The organism is Rathayibacter sp. AY1C4 (assembly GCF_002932195.1).
GTDB lineage: Bacteria > Actinomycetota > Actinomycetes > Actinomycetales > Microbacteriaceae > Rathayibacter.
In genome coordinates, this window is sequence record NZ_PSWE01000002.1 from 98,478 (window position 1) to 124,755 (window position 26,278).

Here is a 26,278-nt window from a genome sequence, read left to right on the forward strand (position 1 = left end):
GGCCAGCGTAGCGGCGGCGGAGGAGCAGTGCCGCCAATTTCGAGTACCTACTCGAATTCGTGGTAGCGTCCCGATCATCGCCGGGTGAGACTCCCCGGCTCTCCACCACGACGAAGTGAGGGAAGATGCATCCGTTCACCCGGAGACAGCTCATCGCCGCCGGTCTCGGCACCGCGGCACTCGGGAGCCTGACGGCCTGCGCGACACCGGGCACCGTCTCGGTCAACACGGCGCCGACGATCGCCCCGGCCACCGGCCCGGTCCGCCTGCAGTACTGGGGCTGGCTGAAGGACCTGCAGAAGGTCTGCGACGTCTGGAACGCCTCGCACCCCGAGATCCAGGTCGAGGCCGTCTGGATCCCCGGCGGCAACGCGGGCGGGTACCAGAAGCTCTACTCGGCCCTCGCCGCGGGCGGCGGGCCCGACCTCGGCCAGGTCGAGATCCGCTCCGTCCCCGAGTTCATGCTCGTCAACGGCCTCGTCGACCTCACCCGGTACGGCGTCGAGCAGTACCGCGACCTGTACGACCCCACGCTCTGGGGCCAGGTCAGCTACACCGGCGGCGTCTACGGCATCCCGCAGGACAGCGGCCCGATGGCGCTCTTCTACCAGCCCGAGGTGTTCGGGAAGGTGGGTGCGGAGCCGCCGACGACCTGGGACGACTGGGCAGCGGTGGCGACGGAGCTGCGCGGAGCCGGCTCCTACATCGACTGCTTCCCCCTCGCCGACGCCTCGGTCTTCGCCGCGTTCGCGACGCAGGCCGGTGCGCAGTGGCTGCGCCCGGAGGAGGACGGCTGGGTCATCGACATGACCGACGACGCCACGACGCGCGTCGCCTCCTTCTTCGACACGGCCATCGACCAGGACCTGGTGCAGACCGGCTACGGCGCCTACTCCCCCGCGTGGTTCGCGGCCGCGGCGAAGGGCGGCATCGCCTCCTGCGCCACCGGCAGCTGGGGCGACGCCCTGATCGAGGGGGTCAGCGGAGGCGCGGGCAAGTGGCGCGCGGCTCCCATGCCCGTCTGGGGCGACACCGGCTTCGGCTCGAGCTTCCTCGGCGGATCGACCGCCGCGGTGTTCTCGAGCAGCAAGCACCCGGAGGAGGCGATCGAGTTCGCCGTCTGGATGACCACCACGCAGGAGGGCATCGACGCGATGATCGCCAACAGCGGCATCGGCTGGTCTCCCGCGGTCGGCGAGATCGGCACGGCCCGCAAAGGTCCGAGCGACTTCTTCAGCGGGCAGAACTACAACGAGGACGTCCTCGTGCCCGCATCGAAGGAGCAGAACCCGGACTGGTCCTGGTGGCCCGTCACGCAGCAGTCCTTCAACATCCTCAGCGACGGCTTCCGGAAGAAGGCGTCCGGGCTCTCGCTCGTGGACGCGGTCGCCGAGGCGGAGCAGCAGATCATCACGGTCTTCGAGAACAAGGGCCTGAGCATCAGGAGGGCCTCCGCATGACCACCACGACTTCCCCCGCCGCCGCCGCGGTCGCGGCCACCACGCGGACGCCGGGCGCGCCCCGGCGCAGCCGCGCGGTCGCCCGCGCCCCGTGGATCCTCCTCGGACCCTTCCTGGCCCTGTTCGTCCTCACGTTCATCGTCCCGATCGTCGTCGCCGTCGGCTCCAGCTTCACGAAGGTGACGCGCTCCGGCCTCTTCGGCGAGGCCGGGGTCACCAGCGGGTTCGCGGGCTTCGACAACTACGCGCAGGCCCTCGCCGACGGCAACTTCATCGCCTCCATCGGGCGGATGTTCCTCTTCGGCATCGTCCAGGTGCCGGTGATGATCGCCCTCTGCACCGTCCTCGCGCTGATGCTCGAGTCGGCGTCGGCGAAGTTCCCCGGCTTCTTCCGGGCGGCCTACTTCCTCCCTTACGGAGTGCCCGGAGTCATCGCGACGATCCTGTGGTCGTTCCTCTACGTGCCCGGCCTCAGCCCGCTCATCGACGCGGCGAACGTGGTCGGGCTCCAGCCCGACTTCCTCGGTGCGGACACGGTGCTCTGGTCGATCGCGAACATCTCGCTCTGGAGCTACACCGGCTACAACATGCTGATCATCGTCGCCCAGCTCAAGGCGATCCCGGTCGAGCTCTACGAGGCGGCGAAGGTCGACGGCGCCTCCACCTGGCGCGTCGCCCGCAGCATCCAGCTGCCGCTCATCCGCCCCGCGCTGGTGCTGACGACGATCTTCTCGATCATCGGAACGCTCCAGCTGTTCGCCGAGGCGCAGGTGCTGAAGACGGTCGCTCCGGCGATCGACAGCCAGTACACGCCGAACCTCAGCGCGTACACCACGGCCTTCGCCTACAACGACTACAACGTCGCCGCCGCCCAGGCCGTCCTGATCGCGCTGGTCGCGTTCCTGCTCTCCTTCACGTTCCTCTCGATCTCGAACAGGAGGTCGTCATGAGCCGCACCGAGACCCCGCCGACCACGACCACCGGAGTCGTCACCGCCGACCGCCCCGTGAAGGCCGGACGCGGGCCCGACCGCTCGGCCGGCCGCAACCGCGCCTCGACCATCATCGTCACCGCGATCCTCGTCGTCGTGGCGGTCTACTTCCTCATCCCCGTCTACTGGGTCGTCGTCGCGGCGACCAAGACGACCGAGGACCTCTTCGCCACCTACGGCTTCTGGTTCGCCCCGACGTTCGCGCTCTGGGACAACCTGACGCAGGTGCTGACCTACGGCGACGGCATCTTCGTCCGCTGGTTCCTCAACTCCGTCCTCTACGCCGGAGTGGGCGCCCTGCTCGCGACCTACCTCGCCGCGGCGGGCGGCTACGCGCTGGCCAAGTACGAGTTCCGCGGCAGCAGGCTCGTGTTCGGGACGATCCTCGCGGGCGTCCTGGTGCCGGGCACCGCGACCGCTCTGCCGCTGTTCCTGCTCTTCAGCCAGATGGGCATCGCGAACACCTACTGGAGCGTGCTGATCCCCTCGCTCGTCTCGCCGTTCGGGCTGTTCCTCTGCCGGATCTACGCTCAGGCGACCGTGGACACCGCGATCATCGAGGCGGCGCGCATCGACGGCGCCGGGGAGCTGCGGATCTTCCACACGCTCGGGCTGCGCATCCTGACTCCCGCGCTGGTCACCGTGTTCCTCTTCCAGCTGGTCGGGATCTGGAACAACTACTTCCTGCCCCTGGTGATGCTCTCGGACACGAACCTGTTCCCGATCACACTGGGACTGAACAACTGGCTCGGACAGGTCGACCGCCTGCCCGAGTTCTACGAGCTGACGACCGGCGGCGTCCTGCTGTCGATCATCCCGCTCGCCATCGCCATGATCGTGCTGCAGCGCTTCTGGCGCGGCGGCCTGACGGAAGGCTCCGTGAAGTGACGACTCCCCCGACGACCTCCCACTACCTGACGGACACCGGACCGGGCTCCGGCCGCCGCCGGGCCCCCCGCTCGTGGCTGCACACCGACGCCCCGGCGCTCCCGCTGGACGGGGAGTGGCGCTTCCGCCTGCTCCCCGCCGCTCCGGGGACCCCGGGCGGCGCCGGCGTGCTGCCGGAGGGCGAGGGCGTGGACGCCGTCGGGGACGAGTCGTTCGACGACTCCGGCTGGGACCTGATGCCGGTGCCCTCGCACTGGGTGCTGCAGGGCGACGGGCGCTACGGACTGCCGGTCTACACGAACGTGCAGTTCCCGTTCCCGACCGAGCCGCCGTTCGTGCCGGACGCGAACCCGACGGGCGACTACCGCCGCACTGTCGTGGTCCCGGAGGAGTGGGACTCCGCCGAGGCGGTCGTCCTGCGCTTCGACGGGGTCGAGTCCCGCTACCGCGTCTGGGTCAACGGCGTCGAGATCGGGATCGGCTCCGGCAGCCGGCTCGCGCAGGAGTTCGACGTCACCGGCGTCGTCCGCCCGGGCGAGAACCTCGTCGTGGTCCGCGTGCACCAGTGGTCGGCCTCGAGCTACGTGGAGGACCAGGACCAGTGGTGGCTGCCGGGGATCTTCCGCTCGGTGCACCTGCTCGCGCGCCCCGTCGGCGGGATCGAGGACGTGTGGCTGCGCTCCTCCTTCGCCGGCGGCGCGGGCCGCATCGAGGCGGAGGTGACCGCCGCGGCCGACGCGTTCCCGCTGACGCTGCGCGTGCCCGGGCTCGGGATCGAGACGGTCTGGGCCTCGGCGGAGGAGATCGCCGCGATCGAGGTCCCCGAGGTCGAGCCGTGGTCGGCGGAGGCTCCGCGCCTCTACGACGCGACGCTCGCCTCCGCCGGCGAGACGGTCTCGCTGCGGCTCGGCTTCCGCACGGTCGAGATCCGCGGCGACCGCTTCCTGGTCAACGGCGAGCGCGTCGTCTTCCACGGAGTCAACCGCCACGAGACGCACCCCGACCGCGGTCGAGCGTTCGACGAGGACTCCGCCCGCGAGGACCTCGCGATGATGAAGCGCTTCAACGTGAACGCCATCCGCACCAGCCACTACCCGCCGCATCCCCGTCTGCTCGATCTCGCCGACGAGCTCGGCTTCTGGGTGGTCCTCGAGTGCGATCTCGAGACCCACGGCTTCGAGCGGGTCGGCTGGGCGGGCAACCCCAGCGACGACCCCGCCTGGCGAGAGGCCTACCTCGACCGCATCGAGCGGACCGTCGAGCGCGACAAGAACCACCCGAGCATCGTGCTCTGGTCCCTCGGCAACGAGGCGGGCACCGGCGCGAACCTCGCCGCGATGTCGGCCTGGGTGCACGGCCGCGACCCCGAGCGCCCCGTCCACTACGAGGGCGACTACACCGGCGCGTACACCGACGTGTACTCGCGGATGTACTCCTCGATCCCCGAGACCGAGCGGATCGGCACCGACGGCTCGCTCACTCCGCTGCTCGGCTGCTCCCCCGGCGAGTCCGCTCGGCAGCGCTCCAAGCCCTTCCTGCTCTGCGAGTACGTGCACGCGATGGGCAACGGCCCGGGAGCGATCGACCAGTACGAGGACCTCTTCGACCGCTTCCCGCGGCTGCACGGCGGCTTCGTCTGGGAGTGGCGCGACCACGGCCTGCGGGCGCGCACGCCGGAGGGCGTCGAGTACTACGCGTACGGCGGCGACTTCGGCGAGGTGGTGCACGACGGCAACTTCGTGATGGACGGCATGGTGCTCTCCGACGGCACGCCCAGCCCGGGCCTGTTCGAGTGGAAGCAGATCGTCGCTCCGGTGCGCCTCACGGTCCGCGGCGACGGCGTCGTCATCGAGAACCGCCGGCACGACGCCTCCACCGCCGATCTGCGCTTCGCGTGGCGGGTCGAGCGGGACGGGCGGGTCACCGCGGAGGGAGTGCTCGACGCCCCGGTCATCGCGGCCGGCGACGCCGTGCACGTCGAGCTCCCCCCGCTCGAGGTGCGTCCCGGCGGCGAGACCTGGCTCACCGTCGACGCGGTCCTCGACGCCTCGACCGCCTGGGCGGAGGAGGGCCACGTGCTCTCCACCGGTCAGCACCTCCTCGCCGTGCCGTCGGCGGTGCCCGCGTGGACCCGCGCCGTCCGCGCCGCTCGGCCCCTCGAGGGCGGCGCGCTCGGAGTCGCGCGGTTCCGCGACGGCCGGCTCGCCTCCCTCGCCGGCCTGCCCGTCGACGGACCGCGCGCCGAGCTCTGGCGCGCCCCGACCGACAACGACGAGGGCGCGGGCTTCCCCGGCTACGTCACCGGCGACCCGTACGACGGCGACGGCCGCGGGATGCCGGCCCCCTCCTCCGCCGCCCGCTGGCGCGAGGCCGGACTCGACCGCCTGGTCGGCCGCGTGCAGGAGGTGGACGCCTCCGCCGGGCTCCGCCGCGTGACCCGCTTCTCGGCCGCGGACCTCGATGCGGGACTCCTGATGGAGGAGCGCTGGAGCGTCGACGGGGAGAGCACGGTCCTCCGCGTCGACCTCGTGCCGACCCGGGGCTGGGACTCCGTCTGGCCGCGGCTGGGCATCCGGATCGACATGCCCGCGTCGATCGACGGCGCGGAGTGGTTCGGCACCGGCCCGCTCGAGTCCTACCCCGACAGCCTCCGGGCCGCGCGGGTGGGGCGCTTCACGGCGGACATGGACCGGCTGACGACTCCGTACGCCCGCCCGCAGGAGAGCGGTCACCGCAGCAGCGTGCGCGAGCTGACGCTGACGGAGGCGGGCTCGCCCCGGCTCCGCATCGAAGCCGCGCGCGACCTGCACGGGCGCCTCCCCGGCTTCACCCTGGCGAGGCACACGCCGCGGGAGATCACGGCCGCCGCGCACCCGCACGAGCTGCCGGCGTCGGAGCGCGCGGTCCTCGTGATCGACGCCGCCCAGCACGGCCTGGGCTCCCGCGCGTGCGGTCCGGACGTGTGGCCCGACTTCCAGCTGCGGCCGGAGGCGCGGACGATCCTCCTCCGCTTCACCGCGGCCGGCTGAGCGCCGGGAGAGGACGAGGGAAGGCCCGCGGGATCGCGTCCCGCGGGCCTTCCCTCGTCCTCCGGACGCGTCAGTCGCTCTGCGTGCGCGGCAGCGGTCCGCCGATGAAGAGGTCCGTGTTCATGCGCCGGCGGCGCATCACGACCAGGACGGCCGCGCAGGCGACGAGCGACGCGGCGACCGCGCCGCCGCCGATCATCAGCGCGGTGGTCGGCGTGATGCCGGCCGGTCCCGCCGAGGCGGCCGTGCTGAGGAAGGCGGTGCGCGCGGCGCTGATCGCGGTGCCGCAGACCTGCTGCGCCTCCCACGGTGCGGCCGTGGTGTCGCTGTCACGGTAGGAGACGGTCACGGCTGCCGTGCGGTGCGACTCGCGGCCGAAGGCGACGACGCAGTAGACGGAGGGGTCGGGGTCGGCGATGACCGCGTCGCCCAGCGCCAGCTCGGCCCAGCCGATGGAGTCGGACTGCACGGCGACGTCGCCGGCGGCCAGGTCGGCGCGGGACCCGGAGGTCTCGAAGGCGCCCACGGCGACCTCCTCGTCGGCGTCGAAGCCCCAGACGGCGCCGCGGGGCGCCTCGGTGCTGCCGTCGCCGAGCTCGCGCGGCTCGAGCAGGAGGCCGTTGCCGGTGGAGGGCGCCAGCCGGAAGACGACCTTGGCGGCGGAGCCCTGGTCGCCCGTGAGGTCGACCGTGAAGGCGCCCGACTTGGTGATCAGCGCGGTCGGCACGGTCGCGGTGCCGCTCCCCGCCTCGAGGGTCAGCGGGGTCTTGGTGCCGTTCGGGTCGCGGAGGACCGCGGAGACGGCCTCGCCGCTGGCGAAGCCGGTGTACGAGAAGCCGACGCCGTAGAAGCGGGCGAGCTCGACGGTGAGCGCCTCCGGCTGCACGGCGAGCTCGCGGGTGAGGAAGACGTCCGCGGTCGCGGCACCGGCCGCCGGCTTCGCGCCCTCGGTCGAGGTGCCGAGCTCGGTGCGTCCGGGGGCCGACGCCGCCGGAGTGACGGCGCCCGCACCGGAGGAGCCGGCGCTGCCGGACGTGGTGGTGCCGGTTGTGGTGCCGCCGCCGGAGGTGCCGCCGGACGTCGCTCCGCCGGTGGTGCCGCCGCCGGAGCCGGAGCCGCCGGAGGACGATCCGCCGCCGGTGGAGGGCTGGCTCGGCTGCTGGGGCGCGGGGTCGACCGGTGCCGGATCGACCGGCGCGGGGTCCACGGGCGCGGGGTCGACGGGCGCGGGGTCGACGGGCGCGGGGTCGACGGGCGCGGGCTGCTCGGGTTCTGCCGGCTCCTCGGGCACTCCGGGAACGGAGGGCTCCTCGGGGACGCCGGGAACGGGGTCGGAGCCGCCGTCGCCCGGCTGCTCGGGATCCTCCGGCACGCCGGGGATGGTCGTCGCGGCCGGCTGCTCGACCGTGGTCGAGACCGTCGAGGCGGAGGGTGCCGCGACGGCCGCTCCAGGGAGGGCCAGGCCGAGCACGAGCGCCGCGAGAGCGGCGGCGGGCAGGGCGAGTCGGCGGGATGACGGCATGGCGGTTCCTTCCTCCACGGGCGACGATCTGCGTCCGCGCACGGAGGAGCGCACTCCCCCCTCACGAGGGTAAGGGCGAGAGGCGAGCTTTCGCGAGCCGTCCCGTCCCCCGTCAGAGGGACGTCGCGGTCGTGCTTCCGTCCGGACGGCCCGGTCGAAGCTCACCCGCGATCGAGGAGGGCCCGCCGGAGCCGCGCGGGATCGACCCGCCAGAAGGTGTGCACGCGCCCGTCGATCAGCACCACCGGGATCTCCTCGACGAAGCGCTCGTGCAGCTCGGGATCGTCGAGGATCGACACCTCCGAGACGGCGACCGACGCCTCGCCGCCCAGATCGGCGACCACCTGCTCGACCACGGTCCGCGCGTCGTCGCAGAGATGACAGCCCGGCTTGCCCACGAGCGTCAGCTCCACGTCCACCATGCGGTCAGTGTACGGCGGCCCCGGCGACGGGCGCCGAGACGGCGAGCGCCGCCGGGACGATCCGTGAACGCAGACGAGCGCCCGACCCCGGAAGGGCGGACGCTCGAGTGGGAAGAGGCGCGAGCCTACTTCTTGTTGCGACGCTGGTGGCGAGTCTTGCGAAGCAGCTTGCGGTGCTTCTTCTTCGCCATACGCTTGCGACGCTTCTTGATGACAGAACCCACGAAGACCTCACAACGTTCAGGGGGTCGACCGCCCGACGGGCGGCCGCTTACGAAAAACTGGCTCCCGCGAGCTTACACGACCCGGGGCTCCACCGTTTCCGGCTCCTCGGCGCCCCTCACTTGCGGATGCGCAGCGCCTCCGCGACCTTCGTCGCTCCCTCGCTGACGCCCCGCTGGATGTCCTGCACCACGGTGCTGACCTGGTGGGTGCGCTCGGCGAGCGCCCGGCCCAGCGACTCCGCCCGGGCCGCGGTCGGAGCGTCGAGCAGGGCGCCGGCCGCCTCGTCCTCGGCGAGGAAGGGCAGCAGCCAGTCCTCGACCTCCGCCAGCGGCGCGTACTCGAGCGCGTAGAAGCGGTGCTGTCCGCTCTCGCGCACCGTGACGAGGCCGGTCTCGCGCAGCACCTTGAGGTGCTTCGAGACGGTCGGCTGGCTCAGCTCGAGGCGCGCCACGATCCGCGACACGCTCATGCCCTCGGCCGAGCCGTCCCGCCGCTGCTCGAGCAGCAGGGCGAGGATGTCCCGGCGGGTCCCGTCCGCGATCACCCCGAAGATGTCAGCCATGCGCCCAGGCTAGTCAGCGCCCCGGGGGCCCGGCACCGAGCGGGTAGCATGGCCGCGATCGAGTGGAGGATCCGCCGTGGTGGTTCGGCAGCAGTTCCGCAGCCCCGTGGGCGTCTCGCCCGTCTCCCCCTGGTCGGGTTTCGAGCGGGCCCGCGACCTCATCGACGACTTCGCCGGACGCTCGCCGTCCCGCTTCGCGATCCTCATCTTCTCGGCGCTCGTGCTCGTCTTCACCCTGCTGTTCTCGCTGCCGGTGTCGAGCACCACGGGCACCGTCACTCCGTTGCACGACGCCTTCTTCACCGCGATGTCGGTGATCTGCGTGACCGGCCTCGCGACGGTCGACATGGCGACGCACTGGTCGGCGTTCGGCCACTCGATCATCTTCGTCGGCGTGAACATCGGCGCTCTGGGAGTGCTGACGCTCGCCTCGATCATGGGCCTGGCGATCTCGCGCCGCCTCGGGCTCCGGGCGAAGCTCATGGTCGCCAGCGACTCGAACCCGCTGCGGATCCACTCCGGCCCCGTCGCCGAGGGCCAGGCCGTGCGCCTGGGCGAGATCGGCGGACTGCTCGCCACCGTCGCGATCAGCGCCGCCGCGATCGAGATCATCGTCGCGCTCCTGCTGTTCCCGCGGATGCTGATCGACGGGATCCCGATCGGCGAGGCCGTCTGGCACTCCTTCTACTACTCCGCGATGGCGTTCACGAACACCGGCTTCGCCCCGAACGCCGCGGGACTCACCCCGTTCGAGGACGACTACTGGTTCCTCGGCATCCTGATGCTCGGCGTCTTCCTCGGCTCGATCGGCTTCCCCGTCATCTACGCCTTCTCCCGCGGCTGGCGGCGCCCGCGCAAGTGGTCGGTGCACGTGAAGCTGACGCTGGTCACCTCCGTGATCCTGCTCGTCGCCGGGGCCGTCCTCTACATCGTCCTCGAGTTCGACAACCCGAGGACCTTCGGCAGCCTCGATGCGGGAGACACCGTCTTCCAGTCCTTCTTCCTCTCGACGATGACGCGGTCGGGCGGCTTCTCGACGATCTCGGTCCCCGACCTCAACGGCTCGAGCCTGCTCGTGACGGACATGCTGATGTTCATCGGCGGAGGATCGGCCTCCACGGCCGGCGGGATCAAGGTCACGACCCTCGCGATCCTCTTCCTGGCCGCCTTCGCCGAGGCCCGCGGCAACAACGACATGGAGGCCTTCGGCCGCCGGATCCCGAACGACGTCCTGCGCCTGGCCGTCTCGGTCGTGCTGTGGGGCGCGACGACGGTCGCCGTGTCGAGCGTCCTGATCCTGCACATCACCAAGGCCTCGCTCGACCACGTGCTCTTCGACGTGATCTCGGCCTTCGCGACCTCCGGGCTCTCGACGGGGCTCACCGCGGAGCTGCCGCCGTCCGGGGTCTACATCCTGGCGCTGACGATGTTCATGGGCCGCGTTGGTACCGTGACTCTCGCCGCCGCGCTCGCCGCGAGCCAGCGGAGGCAGTTGTTCAGACGACCGGAAGAGAGGCCCATCGTTGGTTGACCGCATCAGGTACGACGCCCCGGTGCTGGTGATCGGCCTCGGGCGCTTCGGAGCCGCCACGGCCGGCCAGCTCGACCGCCTCGACCGCGAGGTCCTCGCCATCGACGCCGACGCCGGTCTCGTGCAGAAGTGGTCGGAGCGGGTCACCCACGCGGTGCAGGCCGACGCCCGCTCGCTCGACGCCCTCGCGCAGATCGGCGCGCAGGACTTCCAGGTCGCCGTCGTCGCGGTCGGCTCCTCCATCGAGGCGTCCGTGCTGATCACTGCGAACCTCGTCGACCTCAAGATCCCGCAGATCTGGGCGAAGGCGATCTCGCGCTCGCACGGCAAGATCCTCGAGCGGATCGGCGCGAACCACGTGATCTACCCCGAGGCGGAGGCGGGCGAGCGCGTCGCGCACCTGGTCTCGGGCCGCATGCTCGACTTCATCGAGTTCGACGACGACTTCGTGCTCGCGAAGATGTACCCGCCCAAGCCGATCCGGGGGCTGACGCTCACGGAGTCGGGCGTGCGCCGCAAGCACCGCGTGACCGTCGTCGGCGTCAAGAGCCCGGGCAAGCCCTTCACCTACGCGACCGAGCAGACCGTCGTCTCGAACCACGACCTCATCGTGGTCAGCGGCACCCCCAGCGACATCGAGCGCTTCGCGGCCCTCGGCTCCTGACCCGCGCCCCCTCCTCCTCCTCCTCTGCGGGATGCCGCTCCGGTACGCCCGCTCCGGCGTGTCGCGTACCCGAGCGGCGTCCCGCGGAGAGGAGGGCGGAGTCAGGAGGCGGCGAGCTCGCGGGCGCGGGCCAGCGCGGCGTCGGTCGCCCGCGTGAAGAGGGCGGCGAGGTCGGCCTCCTGCAGGACCGCGACGGCCCGTTCGGTGGTGCCCTTCGGGCTCGTGACCCGCCGGCGCAGCTCCGCGGGCTCCTCGCCGGAGTCCGCGAGCAGCTCGGCCGCGCCGCGGAACGTGCCGACCACCATCGTCGACGCCTGCTCCGGACTGAAGCCCTTCGCGACAGCGGCCGCGATGAGCTCCTCGATCAGCAGGAACACGTAGGCGGGCCCCGAGCCGGAGATCGTCGAGAGCGCGTCGAGCTGCGACTCCGGCACCTCGACCACCTCGCCGACCGTCTCGAACAGGCGGCGCACGAGCGCCAGGTCCTCGTCGCCGGACCGCGTGCCCGCGCTGAGGCCGGTGACGGCGCGGCCCACGACCGCGGGAGTGTTCGGCATCGAGCGGAGCACGGCGACGGACGCGGGCAGGTGCCGCTCGAACGTGGCCGCGGTCACGCCGGCGGCGACGGAGACGACGACCGCGCCCGGGGCGAGCGCGTCGGCGATCTCGTCGAGCAGGTCCGGCACCATGTGCGGCTTGACGGCCACGAGCACGATCGCCGCGCCCTCGACCGCACGCCGGTTGGCCTCCGGGTCGTCCGCGGTGGCGAAGGCGGTGACCACCGGGTGGCCGTCCCACGCGGCGGCCTTCGCGGAGTCGCGGTTGGTCACCCGCACGCCCCCCTCGACGCGCACGCCGGGAGCCAGCAGGCCCTGGAGGATCGCGCCCCCCATCGAGCCGAGGCCGAGGACGGCGATGGACGGGAGCAGGACGGGCGCATCGGTCACGCCGCTCATCCTACGAAGAGCCCGCGGCAAGGGGGTCCGGGTGCGGTCCGGGGCCTCGTAGGATGGCCCGACCATCCAGCGGCGAGCCCGAGGAGACCACGTGAGCGCATCCGGAGGCGGCACCGCGATCATCGCGGCGCTCGCGGCCAACCTCGGCATCGCCCTGACGAAGTTCGTCGCCTGGTTCTTCTCCGGATCCGCCTCCATGCTCGCCGAGGGCGTGCACTCGCTCGCCGACTCCGGCAATCAGCTGCTCCTGCTGCTCGGCGGCCGCAAGTCGCGGAAGGCCGCCGACGAGGAGCACCCGTTCGGCTACGGGCGCGAGCGCTACGTCTACGCCTTCGTGGTGTCGATCATCCTGTTCTCCGTCGGCGGCGTCTTCTCGCTCTACGAGGGCATCGAGAAGATCGCCGAGCCGCACGAGCTCGAGAACGCCTGGCTGCCGATCCTGGTCCTCGTGATCTCGATCTGCCTCGAGGGCTACTCGCTGCGCACCGGAGTGAAGGAGTCGAACCGGGTCCGCGGCTCGCAGTCCTGGTTCCAGTTCATCCGCCGGGCGAAGGCGCCGGAGCTGCCGGTCGTGCTCCTCGAGGACGTCGCCGCGCTCACCGGCCTGACGTTCGCGCTGCTCGGAGTCGGGCTGACCGTGATCACCGGCGACTCGGTCTACGACGCGATCGGAACGATCATGATCGGCACCCTGCTGATCGTGGTGGCGATCGTGCTGGGCGTCGAGACGAAGAGCCTGCTGGTCGGCGAGGGGGCGACTCCCGCCGACGCCGCCTCGATCCGCGCCGCGCTCGAGGCCGGGCGCGACGTCGAGCGCGTCATCCACATGCGCACCCTCTACCTCGGGCCGGACGAGATCCTCGTGGCCGCGAAGCTCGCCTTCCCGGCCGCCGAGACCCTCGAGCACGTGGCCGCCGGGATCGACGCCGCGGAGAAGCGGATCCGCGAGGCCGTCCCGGCCGCCACCACGATCTACCTCGAGCCCGACGTCGACCGCGGACGCGCGGGATCGGTGGCGGCCCGTCCGGCCGTGACGGAGGCGGAAGGGACGGCCGCCGCGGCCGCTCCGGCCGCCGCCGCTCCGCCCGCCGCCTCCCCGCCGGCCGCGCCGCACGGGAGCGCCTGAGATGCGCCGGGCCCTGGCGATCGTCAACGAGCGCGGTGCCGGGCTCGGCGCGCTCGAGCCGATGCTGACCGAGCGGGGGTTCGTCGTCGACGCCGTCGCAGGGACGGACCTCGACGCGATCGACATCCTCGCCCCCGACCTCGTCGTCACGCTGGGCTCCAGCGCCGGCGTCTACGAGACCTCGCGGCACCCCTTCATCAGCCCCGAGATCGCGCTCCTGCAGGACCGGATGCACCACCGCCGTCCCACGCTCGGCGTCTGCTTCGGAGCGCAGCTGATCGCGACCGCCCTGGGCGAGTCCGTCCATCCCGGATCGGCCCGCGAGGTCGGCTTCCGCCCGGTCGTGCTCACGGAGGAGGGCGCCGGCTCCCCGCTCCGGCACCTCGCCGGCGTCGACGTGATGCAGTGGCACGGCGACACCTTCGCGCTGCCCAGCGGAGCGGCGCTGCTGGCGTCGTCGCCGGCGGGCGAGGTGCAGGCGTTCGCCGTAGAGGACTGGCTCCTCGGCGTGCAGTTCCACCCCGAGCTGACCGGCACGATGGCTGCGCAGTGGCTCGAGGGCGACGGGGAGTGGGCGGGAGCGGCGGGCTACGACGCCGCCGCGCTCGCCGAGGACGTCGCGGCGGAGCGCTTCGAGCGGATGCACGCGGCGACGCGGCTCGCGCTGACGGAGTGGCTGGGCGCTCCGAGCTGAGGGGTTCGGCGGCGCTCGGCGTCAGCGGCGCTCGGCGTCAGCGGCGCTCGGCGTCAGCGGCGGTCGGCGAAGAAGTCGAGCAGGAGCCGCGAGCACTCCGCGGCGCGGACCCCGGGGTACACCTCGACCACGTGGTTGTGCCGGCGGTCGCGGAGGAGGTCGTGCACGGATCCGGAGGCGCCCGCCTTCCCGTCCCACGCACCGAAGACGACGCGGTCGATCCGCGCCGCCAGGATCGCTCCGGCGCAGAGCACGCACGGCTCGAGCGTGACCACCAGCGTGCAGCCCTCGAGATGCCAGTCGCCGCGGGCCTCGGCCGCCGCGCGGATCGCGACCACCTCGGCGTGCGCCGTCGGATCCCGCCGCAGCTCGCGCTCGTTGCGCCCGAGCCCGAGCACCGCACCCTCCGAGTCGAGGACCACCGCGCCCACGGGGACGTCGCCCCAGCCCGCGGCCCGCCGCGCCTCGTCGAGCGCCAGGCCCATCCACTCCTCGGAGCGGCGGGGGACGCGGAGATCGCTGTCGCGCATCGCTCCCCCTCCTGCGGCGGCCCGCTGCGGCCGGTGGGGCGCCGCTCCGGCCAGTAGATTGAGCTTATGCGCGTCCACGTAGCCGACCACCCGCTGATCACCCACAAGCTCACCGTGCTGCGTGACAAGCGCACCCCCTCCCCCACCTTCCGGCAGCTCGCCGAGGAGCTGATGACGCTCCTCGCCTACGAGGCCACCCGCGGCGTCCGCACCCGCACCGTCACCATCGAGACCCCCGTGACGCAGACCACCGGCCTCGCGCTCAGCGACCCGCAGCCGCTGGTCGTCCCGATCCTCCGGGCCGGCCTCGGCATGCTCGAGGGCATGGTCAAGCTCATCCCGACCGCCGAGGTCGGCTTCCTGGGCATGGCACGCAACGAGGAGACGCTCGAGCCGACCACGTACGCGGAGCGCCTGCCCGACGACCTGTCGAACCGCCAGTGCTTCGTCCTCGACCCGATGCTCGCGACCGGCGGCTCGCTCGTCGCGGCCATCCAGTTCCTCTTCGACCGGGGAGCGGTCGACGTCACCGCCGTCTGCCTGCTCGCCGCCCCCGAGGGCCTGGCCGCCGTCGAGAAGGCCTTCGGCGACCGCGACGTGACCATCGTCCTCGGCTCCCTCGACGAGAAGCTCAACGAGCTCGGCTACATCGTCCCCGGCCTCGGCGACGCGGGCGACCGCCTCTACGGCCTCGCGGGCTGAGCCCGCCGGCCCCCGGACGAGCGGGCCTCGCGTCGCACCCCGGAACAGGGAGCCCCGCTGAGCCGTGCCGGTCGGCCGGCGCAGCGAGGGTCTCGACAGCCCCCACCGCGACCGTCCGGCAAAGCCCGTCCTGCGGATCGAGCAGCCCGCGCAGCGGGCGCATCGAGGTCCCCAATCACGGCGCGCGCCTCCTCCCGAGCACCGGAACCACCCCCGACGCGCCGTCCATCCCCACGGAAGTGTTGACGCCGTGCACCGGCCTCCGCTTTACTGACGGACATGAGTGACACCCTGCACGCCCTGACCTCCCTCGAGGCCATCGGGAATGCCGGCATGATGATGGCCGGTGGCCCCGTCATGTGCTGTCGAATGTGTGCATGAGGAACTGACCTCGCCGGATCCCCGCACCGCCTCCGCCCGCTGATCGTCACGATCGGCTGAGCGTCCGAGGCGCGGACGATCCCCTGGATGCCCCGCATCCGTCTCTGCCGCCACCGCGCACCGCGGGCCGGCTCGATCGCGCACACCCGGATCCGCTCCCTCGGACACTCGTCCCGGATCCGACAAGCCAAGGACTCGTCATGACCCTCCTCCACACCCGCACCGTCACCGCCGCCACCTCCACCGAGGCGCCCCGCCTCCAGCCGGTCGCCGACGCCGCGCCCGCAGCGCCGCGCCTCCGCGCCGTCCCCCAGGGCACCGAGGCCCGCGGCTTCGCCCTCTACGTCGGCATCGACGAGGCCAAGGCCCGCGCCGCCGGAGTCGACCTCGGCCGCCTGGTCGAGGAGCTCAAGCGCGTCACGGCGCAGCTCGCCCCCGACGCCGAGACGTACGCCTCCGTCGCCCTCGCCCCGCAGGGCGCCGGCGGCCGCGACGTGGACGTGGTCCGCCTCGCGCTGCAGGACCCGGCCGCCGTCGCCAAGCGCCGCTCCGACGCCGAGCCCGACCCCGACCGTGCATCCGGCGGCGTCGTCATCGACATCTCCCGCAAGCGCGTCATCCTCGACGAGGAGACCACCCCCCTCACCTACAAGGAGTTCGAGCTCCTCCAGTACCTCGTGCTCCGCGAGGGCCGCACCATCGAGCGCGCCGAGCTCATCGCCTCGCTCTGGGGCGCCGCGGACGACGACGCGCCGAACGAGCGCACCATCGACGTCCACGTCCGCCGCCTCCGCGCCAAGCTCGGCCGCTACGAGGAGATCGTGCGCACCGTCCGCGGAGTCGGCTACCGCTTCGACCGCCACGCCGACGTCGCCATCCGCTACGCGTCGACGCCGTCGCCGGATCTGTTCTGAATTGCGAGGAGAACGCTTGCGTTCTCCTCGCCGCGGTCGGCTTCACCCGTTGTCTCGATTCGGAGAGCGGGTCGCGACCGGCTAGCGGGAAAAGCTGACACGCGTTTCCCGCGTTCGCCTCGAGGGCGGGACGTCCTCTCGGCCTCGACGGATGTGCGCGACCGCTCCTCAGACGTGGAGGGCTCGACGGCCCGCTGCGTGGTCGAAGCCGTGGCGGGGCGGGTCGCGCCTCACGGGGCAGGACGACGGGGCCGGGCCGCGTCGGCGGGGGACGAGGGCAGGGGGTGCTCGTCGTGTCCGTCAACGGTCAGGGATGGGCTGCGGTTCGGTGCGGACGTCGGAGGCAGCAGACGGGGCGTCCTGGGTCAGGAGAGAGTCGTGCGGAGCGCGGGCGGGCGCGGCGACGGGCGGGGCGGGGCGGCTCAGGGAGGATTCAGGAAAGAGAGGGTTGCGTCGTTACCGGGTCGTTATATAGTTCAAGTGCGTCGACCGTTTGCTGTGGCGGGAAGCGCGAGAAGTGATTGCAGGACACTCTTGGTGCAAGGGAATGAAGGCCGGCCGCTCGCCTCAGCGGCCGGCCTTCTGTCGTTCCCCCGGCCCCCTTCCTCCGACTCCCCTCCTCCCAGCACCCCGGCGTAGGCTGTACGGCGTCTGGATGTCAGGGAACCGCTTCCTGAGTGCCGTGAAGGAGGACCAGTGGGGTCGAGAGAGGCCGTCGCCGCCTGGGAGTCGCTCTTCCGCGCCCAGGTCCAGGTGATGCGCACCCTGAGCACCGAGTTCCCCTCGCGGGAGATCTCGATGAACGAGTACGACGTGCTCTTCAACCTCACCCGGCAGCCCGGTCGGCGCGCACGGCTGCGCGACCTGAACCGGCACGTCCTCCTGACGCAGCCCAGCGTCAGCAGGCTGATCGACCGGCTCGCCGCCCGCGGCTGCGTCGAGAAGAGCGAGGATCCGGCGGACGCCCGCGGCACGATCATCGCGATCACCGACGAGGGCTACGCGCTCTTCCGCCGCGTCGCGCTCACCCACATGAGGACCATCTCGGAGCAGGTCGGCGGCGTCCTCGACGAGGACGAGCTGAAGCAGCTGACCGCGCTCTGCGACAAGCTCCGCGACGGCATCGCCTCCGCCTGATCCGTCCCCGCTAGCACGGGCCGCAGCGACCGGCCAGGTCTTCGCCGCGGCGCGGGACTCGCGGATCATGGTGGTCACCATGAGTGACACCTCCCCCACCCTCGTCTGGCTCCGCGACGACCTGCGCCTGGCCGACAACCCCGCTCTGCGCGCCGCGATCGACCGTGGCGGCCCCGTCGCGGTCTGCTACGTGCTCGACGAGGAGTCGGCGGGCATCCGTCCGCTCGGGGGCGCCTCCCGCTGGTGGCTGCACGGCAGCCTCGCAGCCCTCGCCGCCGACCTGCGCGAGCACGGCGCCCCGCTGATCCTGCGCCGCGGGCCGGCCGAGGCCGTCGTCCTCCAGCTCACCGAGGAGATCGGCGCCGGAGCCGTGCACTGGAACCGCCGCTACGGGAGGGCCGAGCGCACCGTCGACGCGGCGGTGAAGGAATCGCTCCGCAACGGCGGCCTCGAGGCCGAGAGCCACCAGGGCTCGCTGATGTTCGAGCCGTGGACCGTGCAGACCGGCGCCGGCGGCCCCTACTCCGTCTACACGCCCTTCGCCCGCGCCTGCCGCGCCAAGCCGACGCCGCGCGCGCCGCTCCCCCGCCCCCGCTCGCTCGACGGCGTCACGGGAGAGATCGCCTCCGACTCCCTCGACGACTGGGAGCTGCTGCCCACGCGTCCCGACTGGGCGGGAGGGCTGCGCGAGCGCTGGGTCCCCGGCGAGAAGGCGGCGGCCGACCGGCTGCGCGCGTTCCTCGCGGAGCAGCTCGACGACTACGCCGACGGTCGCGACCGGCCGGCGGACGACGCCACCTCGAACCTCTCCCCGCACCTGAGGTGGGGCGAGATCAGCCCCTTCCAGGTGTGGCACGCCCTGGAGGAGGCGCACGCGAAGGGCCTGCACCGCGGCGACGGCAGCGACCGGTTCCTCTCCGAGGTGCTCTGGCGCGAGTTCTGCTACCACCTGCTGTTCCACTGGCCGGATCTGGCGACCGCGAACTTCGACACCCGGTTCGACTCCTTCCCGTGGGGACGCCCCGGCCAGGAGGCGATCGACGCCTGGCACCAGGGGCGCACCGGCTACCCCCTTGTGGACGCAGGCATGCGCGAGCTCTGGAGCACCGGCTACATGCACAACCGGGTCCGGATGGTGACCGCGTCGTTCCTGATCAAGAACCTGCTGGTCGACTGGCGGGTGGGCGAGGAGTGGTTCTGGGACACCCTGGTCGACGCGGACCCGGCGAGCAACGCCGCGAACTGGCAGTGGGTCGCGGGCTCGGGAGCCGATGCGTCGCCGTTCTTCCGGGTCTTCAACCCGGTCACGCAGTCGAGGAAGTTCGACCCGGCCGGCGAGTACATCCGCCACAACGTGCCGGAGCTCGGCGGAGTCGAGGGCGCCGCCGTGCACGAGCCGTGGACGCTCGGGGACACGCTGACCGGAGGGGCGGACGGCTACCCGGCGCCCCTCGTCGACCTCAAGGAGACGCGGGCGCACGCGCTGGACGCCTTCGCGCAGATCAAGAGCGCCCCGCGCGACATCTCGCCGCGGGGCGACGACTGAGCGTCGCCGGCTAGACGCGTCCCGCCGGGCCGGTGGAGCGGCCGGACGCGGCGAGCGGGTCCTCCTCCCCGCCCTGATCGCGCAGATCGCGGGCCGGGATGCCGACGAGCACCGCTCCGTCGGGCGCGTCCTTCACCACGACGGCGTTCGCGCCCACGCTGACGTCGGATCCGAGCACGAGCGGGCCCAGGACGACCGCGCCCGCGCCGACGACCACCCGGTCGCCGAGCGTGGGGTGCCGACGCTCGCGCCGGGCCGACCTCCCGCCCAGCGTGACGGAGTGGTAGAGCATGCAGTCGTCGCCGATCCGCGCGGTCTCGCCGATGACGACGCCCATGCCGTGGTCGATGAACAGACGCCGGCCGATGGTCGCACCGGGGTGGATCTCCACTCCGGTCGCCGCGCGCGCCGCCTGGCTGAGCAGCCGGGCGGGCAGGCGGAGGCCGCGCCGCCACCAGGCGTGCGCGACGCGGTGCACCCAGACCGCATGCACTCCCGGGTAGGAGAGGACGACCTCCACCGCGCTCCGGGCGGCGGGGTCGCGCTCCCGGGCGGTGCGGACGTCCTCGCGGAGCAGGGCGAGGAGCCCGGGACGCTCCGGTCCGGACGGGACGCGGCGCTCCGGCCGACTGTCGCGTCCGGAGCGGGGCGTCCCGCCTCGTCTCGAGGGGCTCAGCTGCGGAGGTCCTCGTACAGGACGGTCGAGATGTACCGCTCGCCGAAGTCGCAGACGATGGCGACGATGGTCTTCCCCGCGTTCTCGGGGCGCTTCGCGACCTCGAGCGCGGCCCACATGATCGAGCCGGAGGAGATGCCGCCGAGGATCCCCTCCTGCGCGGCCATCTCGCGGGCCACCCGCACGGAGTCGTCGAGCGTCACGTCGATGATCTCGTCGTAGACCTCGCGGTCGAGGATCGCGGGGACGAAGTTGGCGCCGATGCCCTGGATCTTGTGCGGCCCGGCGGTGCCCTGGGTGAGGAGCGGGGAGTCGATCGGCTCCACTCCGATGATCTGCACACCGGGCTTGCGCTCCTTGAGCACCTGGCCGACTCCGGTGATGGTGCCGCCGGTGCCGATGCCGGCCACGAAGACGTCGACCTCGCCGTCGGTGTCCTCCCAGACCTCCTCCGCGGTGGTGCGGCGGTGCACCTCGGGGTTGGCGGCGTTCTCGAACTGGCGGGCGAGGATCGCGCCGGGGGTCTCGTCGACGATCGCGCGGGCGCGCTCGACCGCTCCGCGCATGCCCTCGCTGCCGGGGGTGAGCACGATCTCGGCTCCGTAGGCGCGGAGGAGGACCCGGCGCTCGACGGACATCGTCTCGGGCATCGTGAGGACGACCTTGTAGCCGCGGGCGGCACCCACCATCGCGAGCGCGATGCCGGTGTTGCCGCTCGTGCCCTCGACGATCGTCCCGCCGGGGTGCAGCTCGCCGGAGGCCTCGGCCGCGTCGATGATGGCGACGCCGATGCGGTCCTTCACGCTGTTCGCAGGGTTGTAGAACTCGAGCTTGGCGAGGACCGTCGCCTGGTCGGCGCCCTCCAGCCGGTTGATGCGGACGAGAGGGGTCCTGCCGACGAGCTGGGTCACGTCGTCGTGGATGCGTGCCATGGTGTGCGCTTTCTGCCGGGGCCGGCCGCCCGGGGCCCCGGAGCGGTGGGTGGAACGGGTGCTGCAGCGCCCCTCGGAGCGGCGCTCCCCCCACGATACGGATGCATCGACCCGAGGTCAGCACTCCGGACGCGCCCGCTCCTGCGCATCACCCGCCAGCTCCTCATCTCCACCGGGAGGAGGACGCCCCGCGGGCGCACCCGTCACGTACCATGAACCCGGGGGATCGCGCGACTGCTCGCGAGGCTTCTCGCCACCCTCCCTCACATCTCCGCGGCCCGGCGCCGCGTCGAAAGGACGACCGCTCCATGGCACTTCCCACTGCATCCCGCCGCTCCGTCCGGCCGCTCGGGATGTCGCTGCGGGCGGTCATGGGGTTCATCGGGATGAGCGCCGTGGCGGGCGTCCTGATCACCGTCGGCGTCACGCCGGCCCTCGCGCTGACGGGCCTGGCGACGAGCAACACGATCGGCATGTTCCAGAACCTGCCGGGCTACCTCGACGTGGGCCAGCTGATGCAGCGCACCAACGTCTACGCGAGCGACGGGACGACCCTCCTCGCCTCCGTCTACGACCAGAACCGCGTCGAGGTCGGCTGGGACGACGTCGCGCAGTCCGCGAAGGACGCGGCCGTCGCCGGCGAGGACCCGCGCTTCTACGAGCACGGCGGCATCGACCTCCAGGGCACGCTCCGGGCCATCGCCGTCACGCTCACGGGCGACGACCTGCAGGGCGGGTCGTCGATCACGCAGCAGTACGTGAAGAACGTCCTGGTGCAGAAGGCGGAGTCGATCACCGACGAGGCCGCGCGCGACAAGGCCTACCAGGAGGCGACGGACCCGACCCCCGAGCGCAAGCTCAAGGAGATGCGCCTCGCGATCGGCCTCGAGAAGGAGGCGTCGAAAGACGACATCCTGCTCGGCTACCTCAACATCGCCCTCTTCGGGGGCACCGTCTACGGCATCGAGGCCGCGGCGAACTACTACTACGGCATCCCCGCGAGCCAGCTCTCGACCTCGCAGGCGGCCGCGCTGCTGGCGATCGTGAACAACCCGGCGAAGTTCCGCTTCGACAACCCGGGCGACGAGGCGAACGGCGCCGCCAACGGCTACGCCGCCACCAAGGAGCGCCGCGACTACATCCTCTCGGAGGAGCTCAAGCACGGCCGGATCGACCAGGCCGCGCACGACGCCGCCGTCGCCGAGCCGATCACCCCGAACATCACGGAGCCCTCGACCGGCTGCACCACCGCCGGCAACGCCGCGTACTTCTGCGACTACGTGCTGAACGTCCTCCGCAACGACTCCGTCTTCGGGGCGACCGACGACGAGCGCTATCAGCGCATCCGCCAGGGCGGCTTCGACGTCGTGACGACCCTCGACCTCGACATCCAGCAGGTCTCGCAGGCGGCGCTCAACGCCTACATCCCCTCCGTCGACCCGCGCTTCCAGGTCGGCGCGACGGCCGCCTCCGTCGAGGCGAAGACGGGCCGCGTGCTCTCCATGGTGCAGAACACGCAGTACAGCCAGGACGAGCAGTTCCTCGCCGCGAACCCCGGCTACAGCGCGATCAACCTCAACGTCGACCTCAGCATGGGCGGCGGCTCCGGCGTGCAGACCGGATCGACCTACAAGGTGTTCACGCTGGCGCAGTGGCTGAAGGCGGGGCACACCGTCAACGAGTCGTTCGCCTCCCCCACCTCCGGCTTCAGCTCCTACCCCCAGAAGTGCAACGTCGAGGGCGACGGCGGCTACTACGGCAGGTTCTCGCCTCGCAACGACGACCCGTCGGAGGACGCGAGCTCGATGAGCGCGCTCGGCGCGACCACGAACTCGATCAACACCGGCTTCATGGGAATGGCGCAGCAGCTCGACCTCTGCGACATCCGCACCACCGCCGAGTCGTTCGGGATGCACCGCGCCGACGGCCGCGAGCTCGCCAACGGGCCGGCCTCGGTCCTCGGGACGAACGAGATCGCGCCCCTGACGGTGGCCAACGCCTACGCGGGGATCGCGAACGACGGCACGACCTGCTCGGCGATCGTCATCGACCGGATCACCGACAGCGAGGGCAACGCCGTCGCCGCCCCGGCATCGGCGTGCACGCCCTCCGTGTCGCCCGAGGTCGCCCGAGGGATGCAGTACGCGATGCAGCGGGTGATGACCTCCGGAACGGCCTACGCCTCGAACCCCTTCGACGGGATCGAGCACATCGGCAAGACGGGCACCACCGACGAGGCCGCCGACGTATGGACGGCGGGCGCCAGCAAGGCCGCCTCCCTGGCGGTCTGGGTCGGCAGCATCAACGGCTTCGCCGACAACACCAAGCAGAACCTTCGCTTCATCAGCCTGACGGGCGAGAAGGGCACCATCCGCGCCTCCAACGCCCGGCACGCCATCTGGAAGCCGATCATGACGGCGCTCGACGAGAAGTACGGCGGCGACGACTTCACGGCACCGCCGGCCTCGATGCTCGCGTACTCGCCGCGATCGGCGGCGAACTCCGAGGTCCCCGACGTCACGGGCGAGACGGTCGAGAGCGCCACGGCGATCCTCACCGCCGCCGGTTTCGTCGTCGGGATGCACGAGTCGGTCGACTCCGCGACGATCCCGGAGGGCTCCGTCGTGTCGACGACGCCGAGCGCGGAGGAGACGGCGGTCGCCGGCGGGGTGATCCCCCTCCAGGTGAGCACGGGCAAGGCTCCGGCCAATCCGAACGACATCTCGGACCTGAACGGCGACCTGATCGAGTAGAGACGTCGCCCGTCCCGTGAAGGGGCCGATCCCTCCGAGGGTCGGCCCCTTCTGCTGTCGTGGCGCCGAGCCTGCGCGGGCGCCGTCGCGCCGACTCCGGGCGGACGGGCGTCCGGCGCGGCCGTGGCGCGCCTCGTCGGGGATGTCGCGGGCCTCGCCTAGGGTGCTGGTGCAGCGAGAGGATCCATCCTGAAGCGACCGAACGTCCCCGTCTTCCAGCCCCGTCGAACCGTCCACGGGGCTCTCGGCGCGCTGTTCGGATTCGTGATCGTCAGCGTCCTGGCGGGTCTGCTCGCCTCGCTCGTGGTCGCCCCCGCCGCCGCGCTCACCGGCGCGGCGACCTCCGGCACCATCTCGGCGTTCCAGTCCCTCCCGAGCTACCTCGAGGTCGGGCGCCTGATGCAGAAGAGCGACGTCTACGCGGGCGACCCGGACGATCCGACGCTGCTGGCCTCCTTCTACGACCAGAACCGGATCGAGGTGCCGGCCGACCGGATCGCCGACTCCGTGAAGGACGCGCTCGTCGCGAGCGAGGACCCGCGCTTCTACGACCACGGCGGGATCGACCTGCAGGGCACCCTCCGCGCCATCGCCAGCACCTACCTCCTCGACGGCGACACCCAGGGCGGCTCGTCGATCACGCAGCAGTACGTGAAGAACGTGCTGGTGCAGAAGGCCGAGTCGATCCCGGACGGAGCGGACCGCGACCGCGCGTACGCGGAGGCGACGGCGACCACGGCCGAGCGCAAGCTCAAGGAGATGCGGCTCGCGATCGGGCTCGAGAAGGTGTCCTCGAAGGACGACATCCTCCTCGGCTACCTCAACATCGCGCTGTTCGGAGGCACCGTCTACGGCATCGAGGCCGCGGCGGAGTACTACTACGGCATCCCGGCGGCCGACCTCTCCCTCGCGCAGTCCGCCTCGCTCCTGGCGATCGTGAACAACCCCGAGAAGTTCCGCTTCGACCGTCCGGACGACACGGCCAACGGCGAGGCGAACGGCTACGCGCAGACCCGGGAGCGGCGCGACTACATCCTCGACCGGATGCTCGAGACGGGGAGCATCGACCAGGCCGCGCACGACGCCGCGGCCGCCGAGGCGATCACCCCCGACATCACCCCGCCGTCCACCGGCTGCCAGACGGCCGGCAGCGCGGCCTACTTCTGCGACTACGTGACCCACGTCCTCCGAGACGACCCGGCGCTCGGAGCGACCGACGACGAGCGCTACGCGGCGATCAAGCAGGGCGGGATCAAGGTCTACACGACGATCGATCTCGATCTGCAGAGGACCGCGCAGGAGCTGATGGACGAGCAGGTCCCCTCCTCCGATCCGCGCTTCGACGTCGGGGCGACGGCGGTCGCCGTCCAGAACGGCACCGGGCGCATCCTCACGATGGTGCAGAACAAGCGCTACAGCCAGGACCCGGACGTGATCGCGAGCGGGCCGGAGTTCTCGGCGATCAACCTCAACGTCGACGCGTCCGCGGGCGGCGGCAACGGCTTCCAGACCGGCTCCGCCTACAAGGTGTTCACGCTCGCCGAGTGGCTCGACCGCGGGCACACCCTGCTCGAGCAGTTCGACTCGAAGCAGAAGAACTGGACCGGCTTCGCCGACAGCTGCGAGGGCACCTGGGACTACGACTCCTACAACCCCAAGAACGCCGGCGACGGCGGCTACACCGACACCCAGACGGCGCTGTACTCGACGATCTACTCGCTGAACACGGGCTTCACCGGGATGTCGCACCTGCTCGACCAGTGCGAGATCCGCAAGCAGGCCGAGGCCTTCGGAGTGCACCGCGCGGACGGGACCGCGCTCGTGCAGTCGCCGGGAGCGGTCCTCGGCACCAACGAGATCGCACCGCTCACCATGGCGACCGCCTACTCCGGCATCGCCGCGAACGGCACGACCTGCACCCCCGTCGCGATCACGGCGATCGTCGGAGCGGACGGCCGCGAGATCGAGCCGGTGGAGACGACCTGCAGCCGGGCGGTGTCGTCGAGGGTCGCCTCGGCGATGCAGTACACGATGCTCAAGGTGACCGCCGAGGGCACGGGTGTCGAGGACGATCCGAAGAACGGCATCCAGCACATCACCAAGACGGGCACCACCGACAACTCCGCCGACACCTGGGCCATCGGCGCCTCGACCGAGACCTCCCTCGCGGTCTGGGTCGGCAGCATCTCGGCACGCGCGGACGGCTCGAGGGTGAACCTCGACTCGATCGACTTCGACAGCGGCTGGGCGCCCTCGGCACGCCACCGGATCTGGAAGCCGTTGATGACGGCGATCGACTCCCGCTACGGCGGCTCCGACTTCCCGCAGGCCGACCAGTCGCTCATCGCGGCGCCGCAGGTCACCGTGCCGGACCTGTCGGGCCGGACCAGCGACTCCGCCGCACAGGCGCTGACCGCAGCAGGGCTCACTCCCGGAGCGACGTCGCAGGTCGACTCGACGCAGCCGATGAACACCGTGGCCGGCACCGGTCCGGCCGCGGGCACCCGCGTGGACATGGGATCGGTGGTGGGCGTGCAGCTGAGCACGGGGAAGGCGCCGCCCGCTCCTGCTCCGGGCGGCTGACACCGCTGGACCGGGATGTCGCCGGTCGGCGAGGATCTGCGACGGGAACGGGTC

At 71.9% G+C, this 26,278-nt stretch carries 22 protein-coding genes; 14 read left to right on the forward strand and 8 right to left on the reverse strand.

Going from position 1 to position 26,278, the window contains the following annotated elements; all coding sequences use genetic code 11:
* Positions 1 to 125: 125 nt before the first annotated feature.
* From C5C99_RS01650 to C5C99_RS01665, 4 genes are read left to right on the forward strand one after another with little or no spacing between them, the layout of a single operon-like run.
* Positions 126 to 1,460, forward strand: coding sequence for an ABC transporter substrate-binding protein (locus tag C5C99_RS01650; RefSeq protein WP_104224859.1), 1,335 nt, complete (start codon positions 126 to 128; stop codon positions 1,458 to 1,460).
* On the forward strand, positions 1,457 to 2,410 hold the full coding sequence (locus C5C99_RS01655) for a carbohydrate ABC transporter permease (protein WP_104225918.1): 954 nt from the start codon (positions 1,457 to 1,459) through the stop codon (positions 2,408 to 2,410). Before C5C99_RS01650 ends, C5C99_RS01655 begins: the two co-directional genes overlap by 4 nt.
* Positions 2,407 to 3,339, forward strand: a complete 933-nt coding sequence (locus C5C99_RS01660; protein ID WP_104225919.1) for a carbohydrate ABC transporter permease — start codon at positions 2,407 to 2,409, stop codon at positions 3,337 to 3,339. Before C5C99_RS01655 ends, C5C99_RS01660 begins: the two co-directional genes overlap by 4 nt.
* Complete coding sequence (locus tag C5C99_RS01665; protein ID WP_219813597.1) at positions 3,336 to 6,368, forward strand: glycoside hydrolase family 2 TIM barrel-domain containing protein; 3,033 nt, start codon at positions 3,336 to 3,338, stop codon at positions 6,366 to 6,368. The genes C5C99_RS01660 and C5C99_RS01665 overlap by 4 nt, the downstream gene beginning before the upstream one ends.
* Before the next feature lie 70 nt (positions 6,369 to 6,438).
* Here the strand turns inward: C5C99_RS01665 and C5C99_RS01670 are convergent, their stop codons facing one another.
* The 4 genes from C5C99_RS01670 to C5C99_RS01685 all read right to left on the reverse strand — a co-directional run bounded on the left by C5C99_RS01670 (position 6,439) and on the right by C5C99_RS01685 (position 9,099).
* Complete coding sequence (locus tag C5C99_RS01670) at positions 6,439 to 7,890, reverse strand: hypothetical protein (protein WP_104339494.1); 1,452 nt, start codon at positions 7,888 to 7,890, stop codon at positions 6,439 to 6,441.
* 161 nt (positions 7,891 to 8,051) lie between these two features.
* Positions 8,052 to 8,312, reverse strand: a complete 261-nt coding sequence (locus tag C5C99_RS01675) for a glutaredoxin family protein (protein WP_104224855.1) — start codon at positions 8,310 to 8,312, stop codon at positions 8,052 to 8,054.
* Between the two features lie 125 nt (positions 8,313 to 8,437).
* Positions 8,438 to 8,536, reverse strand: a complete 99-nt coding sequence (locus tag C5C99_RS01680) for a 30S ribosomal protein bS22 (protein ID WP_003792170.1) — start codon at positions 8,534 to 8,536, stop codon at positions 8,438 to 8,440.
* Positions 8,537 to 8,652: 116 nt separating this feature from the next.
* Positions 8,653 to 9,099, reverse strand: a complete 447-nt coding sequence (locus C5C99_RS01685; protein WP_104224854.1) for a helix-turn-helix transcriptional regulator — start codon at positions 9,097 to 9,099, stop codon at positions 8,653 to 8,655.
* Between the two features lie 160 nt (positions 9,100 to 9,259).
* Here C5C99_RS01685 and C5C99_RS01690 point away from each other — a divergent pair, with 160 nt between their 5' ends.
* On the forward strand, positions 9,260 to 10,630 hold the full coding sequence (locus C5C99_RS01690; protein WP_244229642.1) for a TrkH family potassium uptake protein: 1,371 nt from the start codon (positions 9,260 to 9,262) through the stop codon (positions 10,628 to 10,630).
* The gene (locus C5C99_RS01695) at positions 10,623 to 11,294 is read left to right on the forward strand and encodes a TrkA family potassium uptake protein (protein WP_068255410.1); all 672 of its coding nucleotides are present in this window, start codon (positions 10,623 to 10,625) and stop codon (positions 11,292 to 11,294) included. Before C5C99_RS01690 ends, C5C99_RS01695 begins: the two co-directional genes overlap by 8 nt.
* A 101-nt stretch (positions 11,295 to 11,395) precedes the next feature.
* Here the strand turns inward: C5C99_RS01695 and proC are convergent, their stop codons facing one another.
* On the reverse strand, positions 11,396 to 12,187 hold the full coding sequence (proC, locus tag C5C99_RS01700) for a pyrroline-5-carboxylate reductase (protein WP_374953311.1): 792 nt from the start codon (positions 12,185 to 12,187) through the stop codon (positions 11,396 to 11,398).
* Between the two features lie 154 nt (positions 12,188 to 12,341).
* On the opposite strand from proC, the gene C5C99_RS01705 reads away from it, so the two are divergent.
* Together C5C99_RS01705 and C5C99_RS01710 are read left to right on the forward strand one after the other, a co-directional pair.
* On the forward strand, positions 12,342 to 13,376 hold the full coding sequence (locus tag C5C99_RS01705) for a cation diffusion facilitator family transporter (protein WP_104329364.1): 1,035 nt from the start codon (positions 12,342 to 12,344) through the stop codon (positions 13,374 to 13,376).
* A gap of 1 nt (position 13,377) precedes the next feature.
* Positions 13,378 to 14,070 carry a gamma-glutamyl-gamma-aminobutyrate hydrolase family protein gene (locus C5C99_RS01710; protein WP_104339495.1) on the forward strand — a complete coding sequence of 231 codons (693 nt, stop codon included), beginning with the start codon at positions 13,378 to 13,380 and terminating at the stop codon, positions 14,068 to 14,070.
* Positions 14,071 to 14,123: 53 nt separating this feature from the next.
* Here the strand turns inward: C5C99_RS01710 and C5C99_RS01715 are convergent, their stop codons facing one another.
* Positions 14,124 to 14,600 carry a nucleoside deaminase gene (locus C5C99_RS01715; RefSeq protein ID WP_258063590.1) on the reverse strand — a complete coding sequence of 159 codons (477 nt, stop codon included), beginning with the start codon at positions 14,598 to 14,600 and terminating at the stop codon, positions 14,124 to 14,126.
* A 66-nt stretch (positions 14,601 to 14,666) separates the two neighbouring features.
* Between C5C99_RS01715 and upp the strand changes: the two genes are divergently transcribed.
* The 4 genes from upp to C5C99_RS01735 all read left to right on the forward strand — a co-directional run bounded on the left by upp (position 14,667) and on the right by C5C99_RS01735 (position 19,280).
* A complete protein-coding gene (gene upp, locus C5C99_RS01720; protein WP_104224850.1) occupies positions 14,667 to 15,302 on the forward strand; it encodes a uracil phosphoribosyltransferase in 636 nt (211 codons plus the stop codon).
* Between the two features lie 581 nt (positions 15,303 to 15,883).
* Positions 15,884 to 16,597: a winged helix-turn-helix domain-containing protein gene (locus C5C99_RS01725; protein WP_104339496.1), complete on the forward strand. Its 714-nt coding sequence runs from the start codon at positions 15,884 to 15,886 to the stop codon at positions 16,595 to 16,597.
* A 756-nt stretch (positions 16,598 to 17,353) separates the two neighbouring features.
* Complete coding sequence (locus tag C5C99_RS01730; RefSeq protein ID WP_104226067.1) at positions 17,354 to 17,734, forward strand: MarR family winged helix-turn-helix transcriptional regulator; 381 nt, start codon at positions 17,354 to 17,356, stop codon at positions 17,732 to 17,734.
* A gap of 79 nt (positions 17,735 to 17,813) precedes the next feature.
* Positions 17,814 to 19,280 (forward strand): deoxyribodipyrimidine photo-lyase, encoded by a 1,467-nt coding sequence (locus tag C5C99_RS01735; RefSeq protein WP_104335187.1) that lies wholly within the window; start codon positions 17,814 to 17,816, stop codon positions 19,278 to 19,280.
* Between the two features lie 10 nt (positions 19,281 to 19,290).
* Here C5C99_RS01735 and epsC read toward each other — a convergent pair whose 3' ends face one another.
* Positions 19,291 to 19,857, reverse strand: coding sequence for a serine O-acetyltransferase EpsC (gene epsC / locus C5C99_RS01740; RefSeq protein WP_104297318.1), 567 nt, complete (start codon positions 19,855 to 19,857; stop codon positions 19,291 to 19,293).
* 95 nt (positions 19,858 to 19,952) lie between these two features.
* Positions 19,953 to 20,888, reverse strand: a complete 936-nt coding sequence (cysK, locus tag C5C99_RS01745; RefSeq protein WP_104237779.1) for a cysteine synthase A — start codon at positions 20,886 to 20,888, stop codon at positions 19,953 to 19,955.
* Positions 20,889 to 21,196: 308 nt separating this feature from the next.
* Between cysK and C5C99_RS01750 the strand changes: the two genes are divergently transcribed.
* Both C5C99_RS01750 and C5C99_RS01755 read left to right on the forward strand, forming a co-directional pair.
* Entirely contained in the window at positions 21,197 to 23,641 is a 2,445-nt protein-coding gene (locus tag C5C99_RS01750; RefSeq protein WP_181028729.1) for a penicillin-binding protein, read from the forward strand.
* A 264-nt stretch (positions 23,642 to 23,905) separates the two neighbouring features.
* Entirely contained in the window at positions 23,906 to 26,224 is a 2,319-nt protein-coding gene (locus C5C99_RS01755; RefSeq protein WP_104268569.1) for a transglycosylase domain-containing protein, read from the forward strand.
* The last annotated feature ends 54 nt before the right edge of the window (positions 26,225 to 26,278 follow it).

What these genes read in the sequence shown, in the direction of transcription:
- C5C99_RS01655 (WP_104225918.1), top strand. Translation starts at nt 1,457, where the DNA reads ATGACCACCACGACTTCCCCCGCCGCCGCCGCGGTCGCGGCCACCACG.
- cysK (WP_104237779.1), bottom strand. Translation starts at nt 20,888, where the DNA reads ATGGCACGCATCCACGACGACGTGACCCAGCTCGTCGGCAGGACCCCT.
- C5C99_RS01715 (WP_258063590.1), bottom strand. Translation starts at nt 14,600, where the DNA reads ATGCGCGACAGCGATCTCCGCGTCCCCCGCCGCTCCGAGGAGTGGATG.
- C5C99_RS01710 (WP_104339495.1), top strand. Translation starts at nt 13,378, where the DNA reads ATGCGCCGGGCCCTGGCGATCGTCAACGAGCGCGGTGCCGGGCTCGGC.
- C5C99_RS01660 (WP_104225919.1), top strand. Translation starts at nt 2,407, where the DNA reads ATGAGCCGCACCGAGACCCCGCCGACCACGACCACCGGAGTCGTCACC.
- C5C99_RS01750 (WP_181028729.1), top strand. Translation starts at nt 21,197, where the DNA reads ATGGCACTTCCCACTGCATCCCGCCGCTCCGTCCGGCCGCTCGGGATG.
- upp (WP_104224850.1), top strand. Translation starts at nt 14,667, where the DNA reads ATGCGCGTCCACGTAGCCGACCACCCGCTGATCACCCACAAGCTCACC.
- proC (WP_374953311.1), bottom strand. Translation starts at nt 12,187, where the DNA reads ATGGGGGGCGCGATCCTCCAGGGCCTGCTGGCTCCCGGCGTGCGCGTC.
- C5C99_RS01670 (WP_104339494.1), bottom strand. Translation starts at nt 7,890, where the DNA reads ATGCCGTCATCCCGCCGACTCGCCCTGCCCGCCGCCGCTCTCGCGGCG.
- C5C99_RS01725 (WP_104339496.1), top strand. Translation starts at nt 15,884, where the DNA reads ATGACCCTCCTCCACACCCGCACCGTCACCGCCGCCACCTCCACCGAG.
- C5C99_RS01730 (WP_104226067.1), top strand. Translation starts at nt 17,354, where the DNA reads ATGCGCACCCTGAGCACCGAGTTCCCCTCGCGGGAGATCTCGATGAAC.
- C5C99_RS01685 (WP_104224854.1), bottom strand. Translation starts at nt 9,099, where the DNA reads ATGGCTGACATCTTCGGGGTGATCGCGGACGGGACCCGCCGGGACATC.
- C5C99_RS01650 (WP_104224859.1), top strand. Translation starts at nt 126, where the DNA reads ATGCATCCGTTCACCCGGAGACAGCTCATCGCCGCCGGTCTCGGCACC.
- C5C99_RS01735 (WP_104335187.1), top strand. Translation starts at nt 17,814, where the DNA reads ATGAGTGACACCTCCCCCACCCTCGTCTGGCTCCGCGACGACCTGCGC.
- C5C99_RS01675 (WP_104224855.1), bottom strand. Translation starts at nt 8,312, where the DNA reads ATGGTGGACGTGGAGCTGACGCTCGTGGGCAAGCCGGGCTGTCATCTC.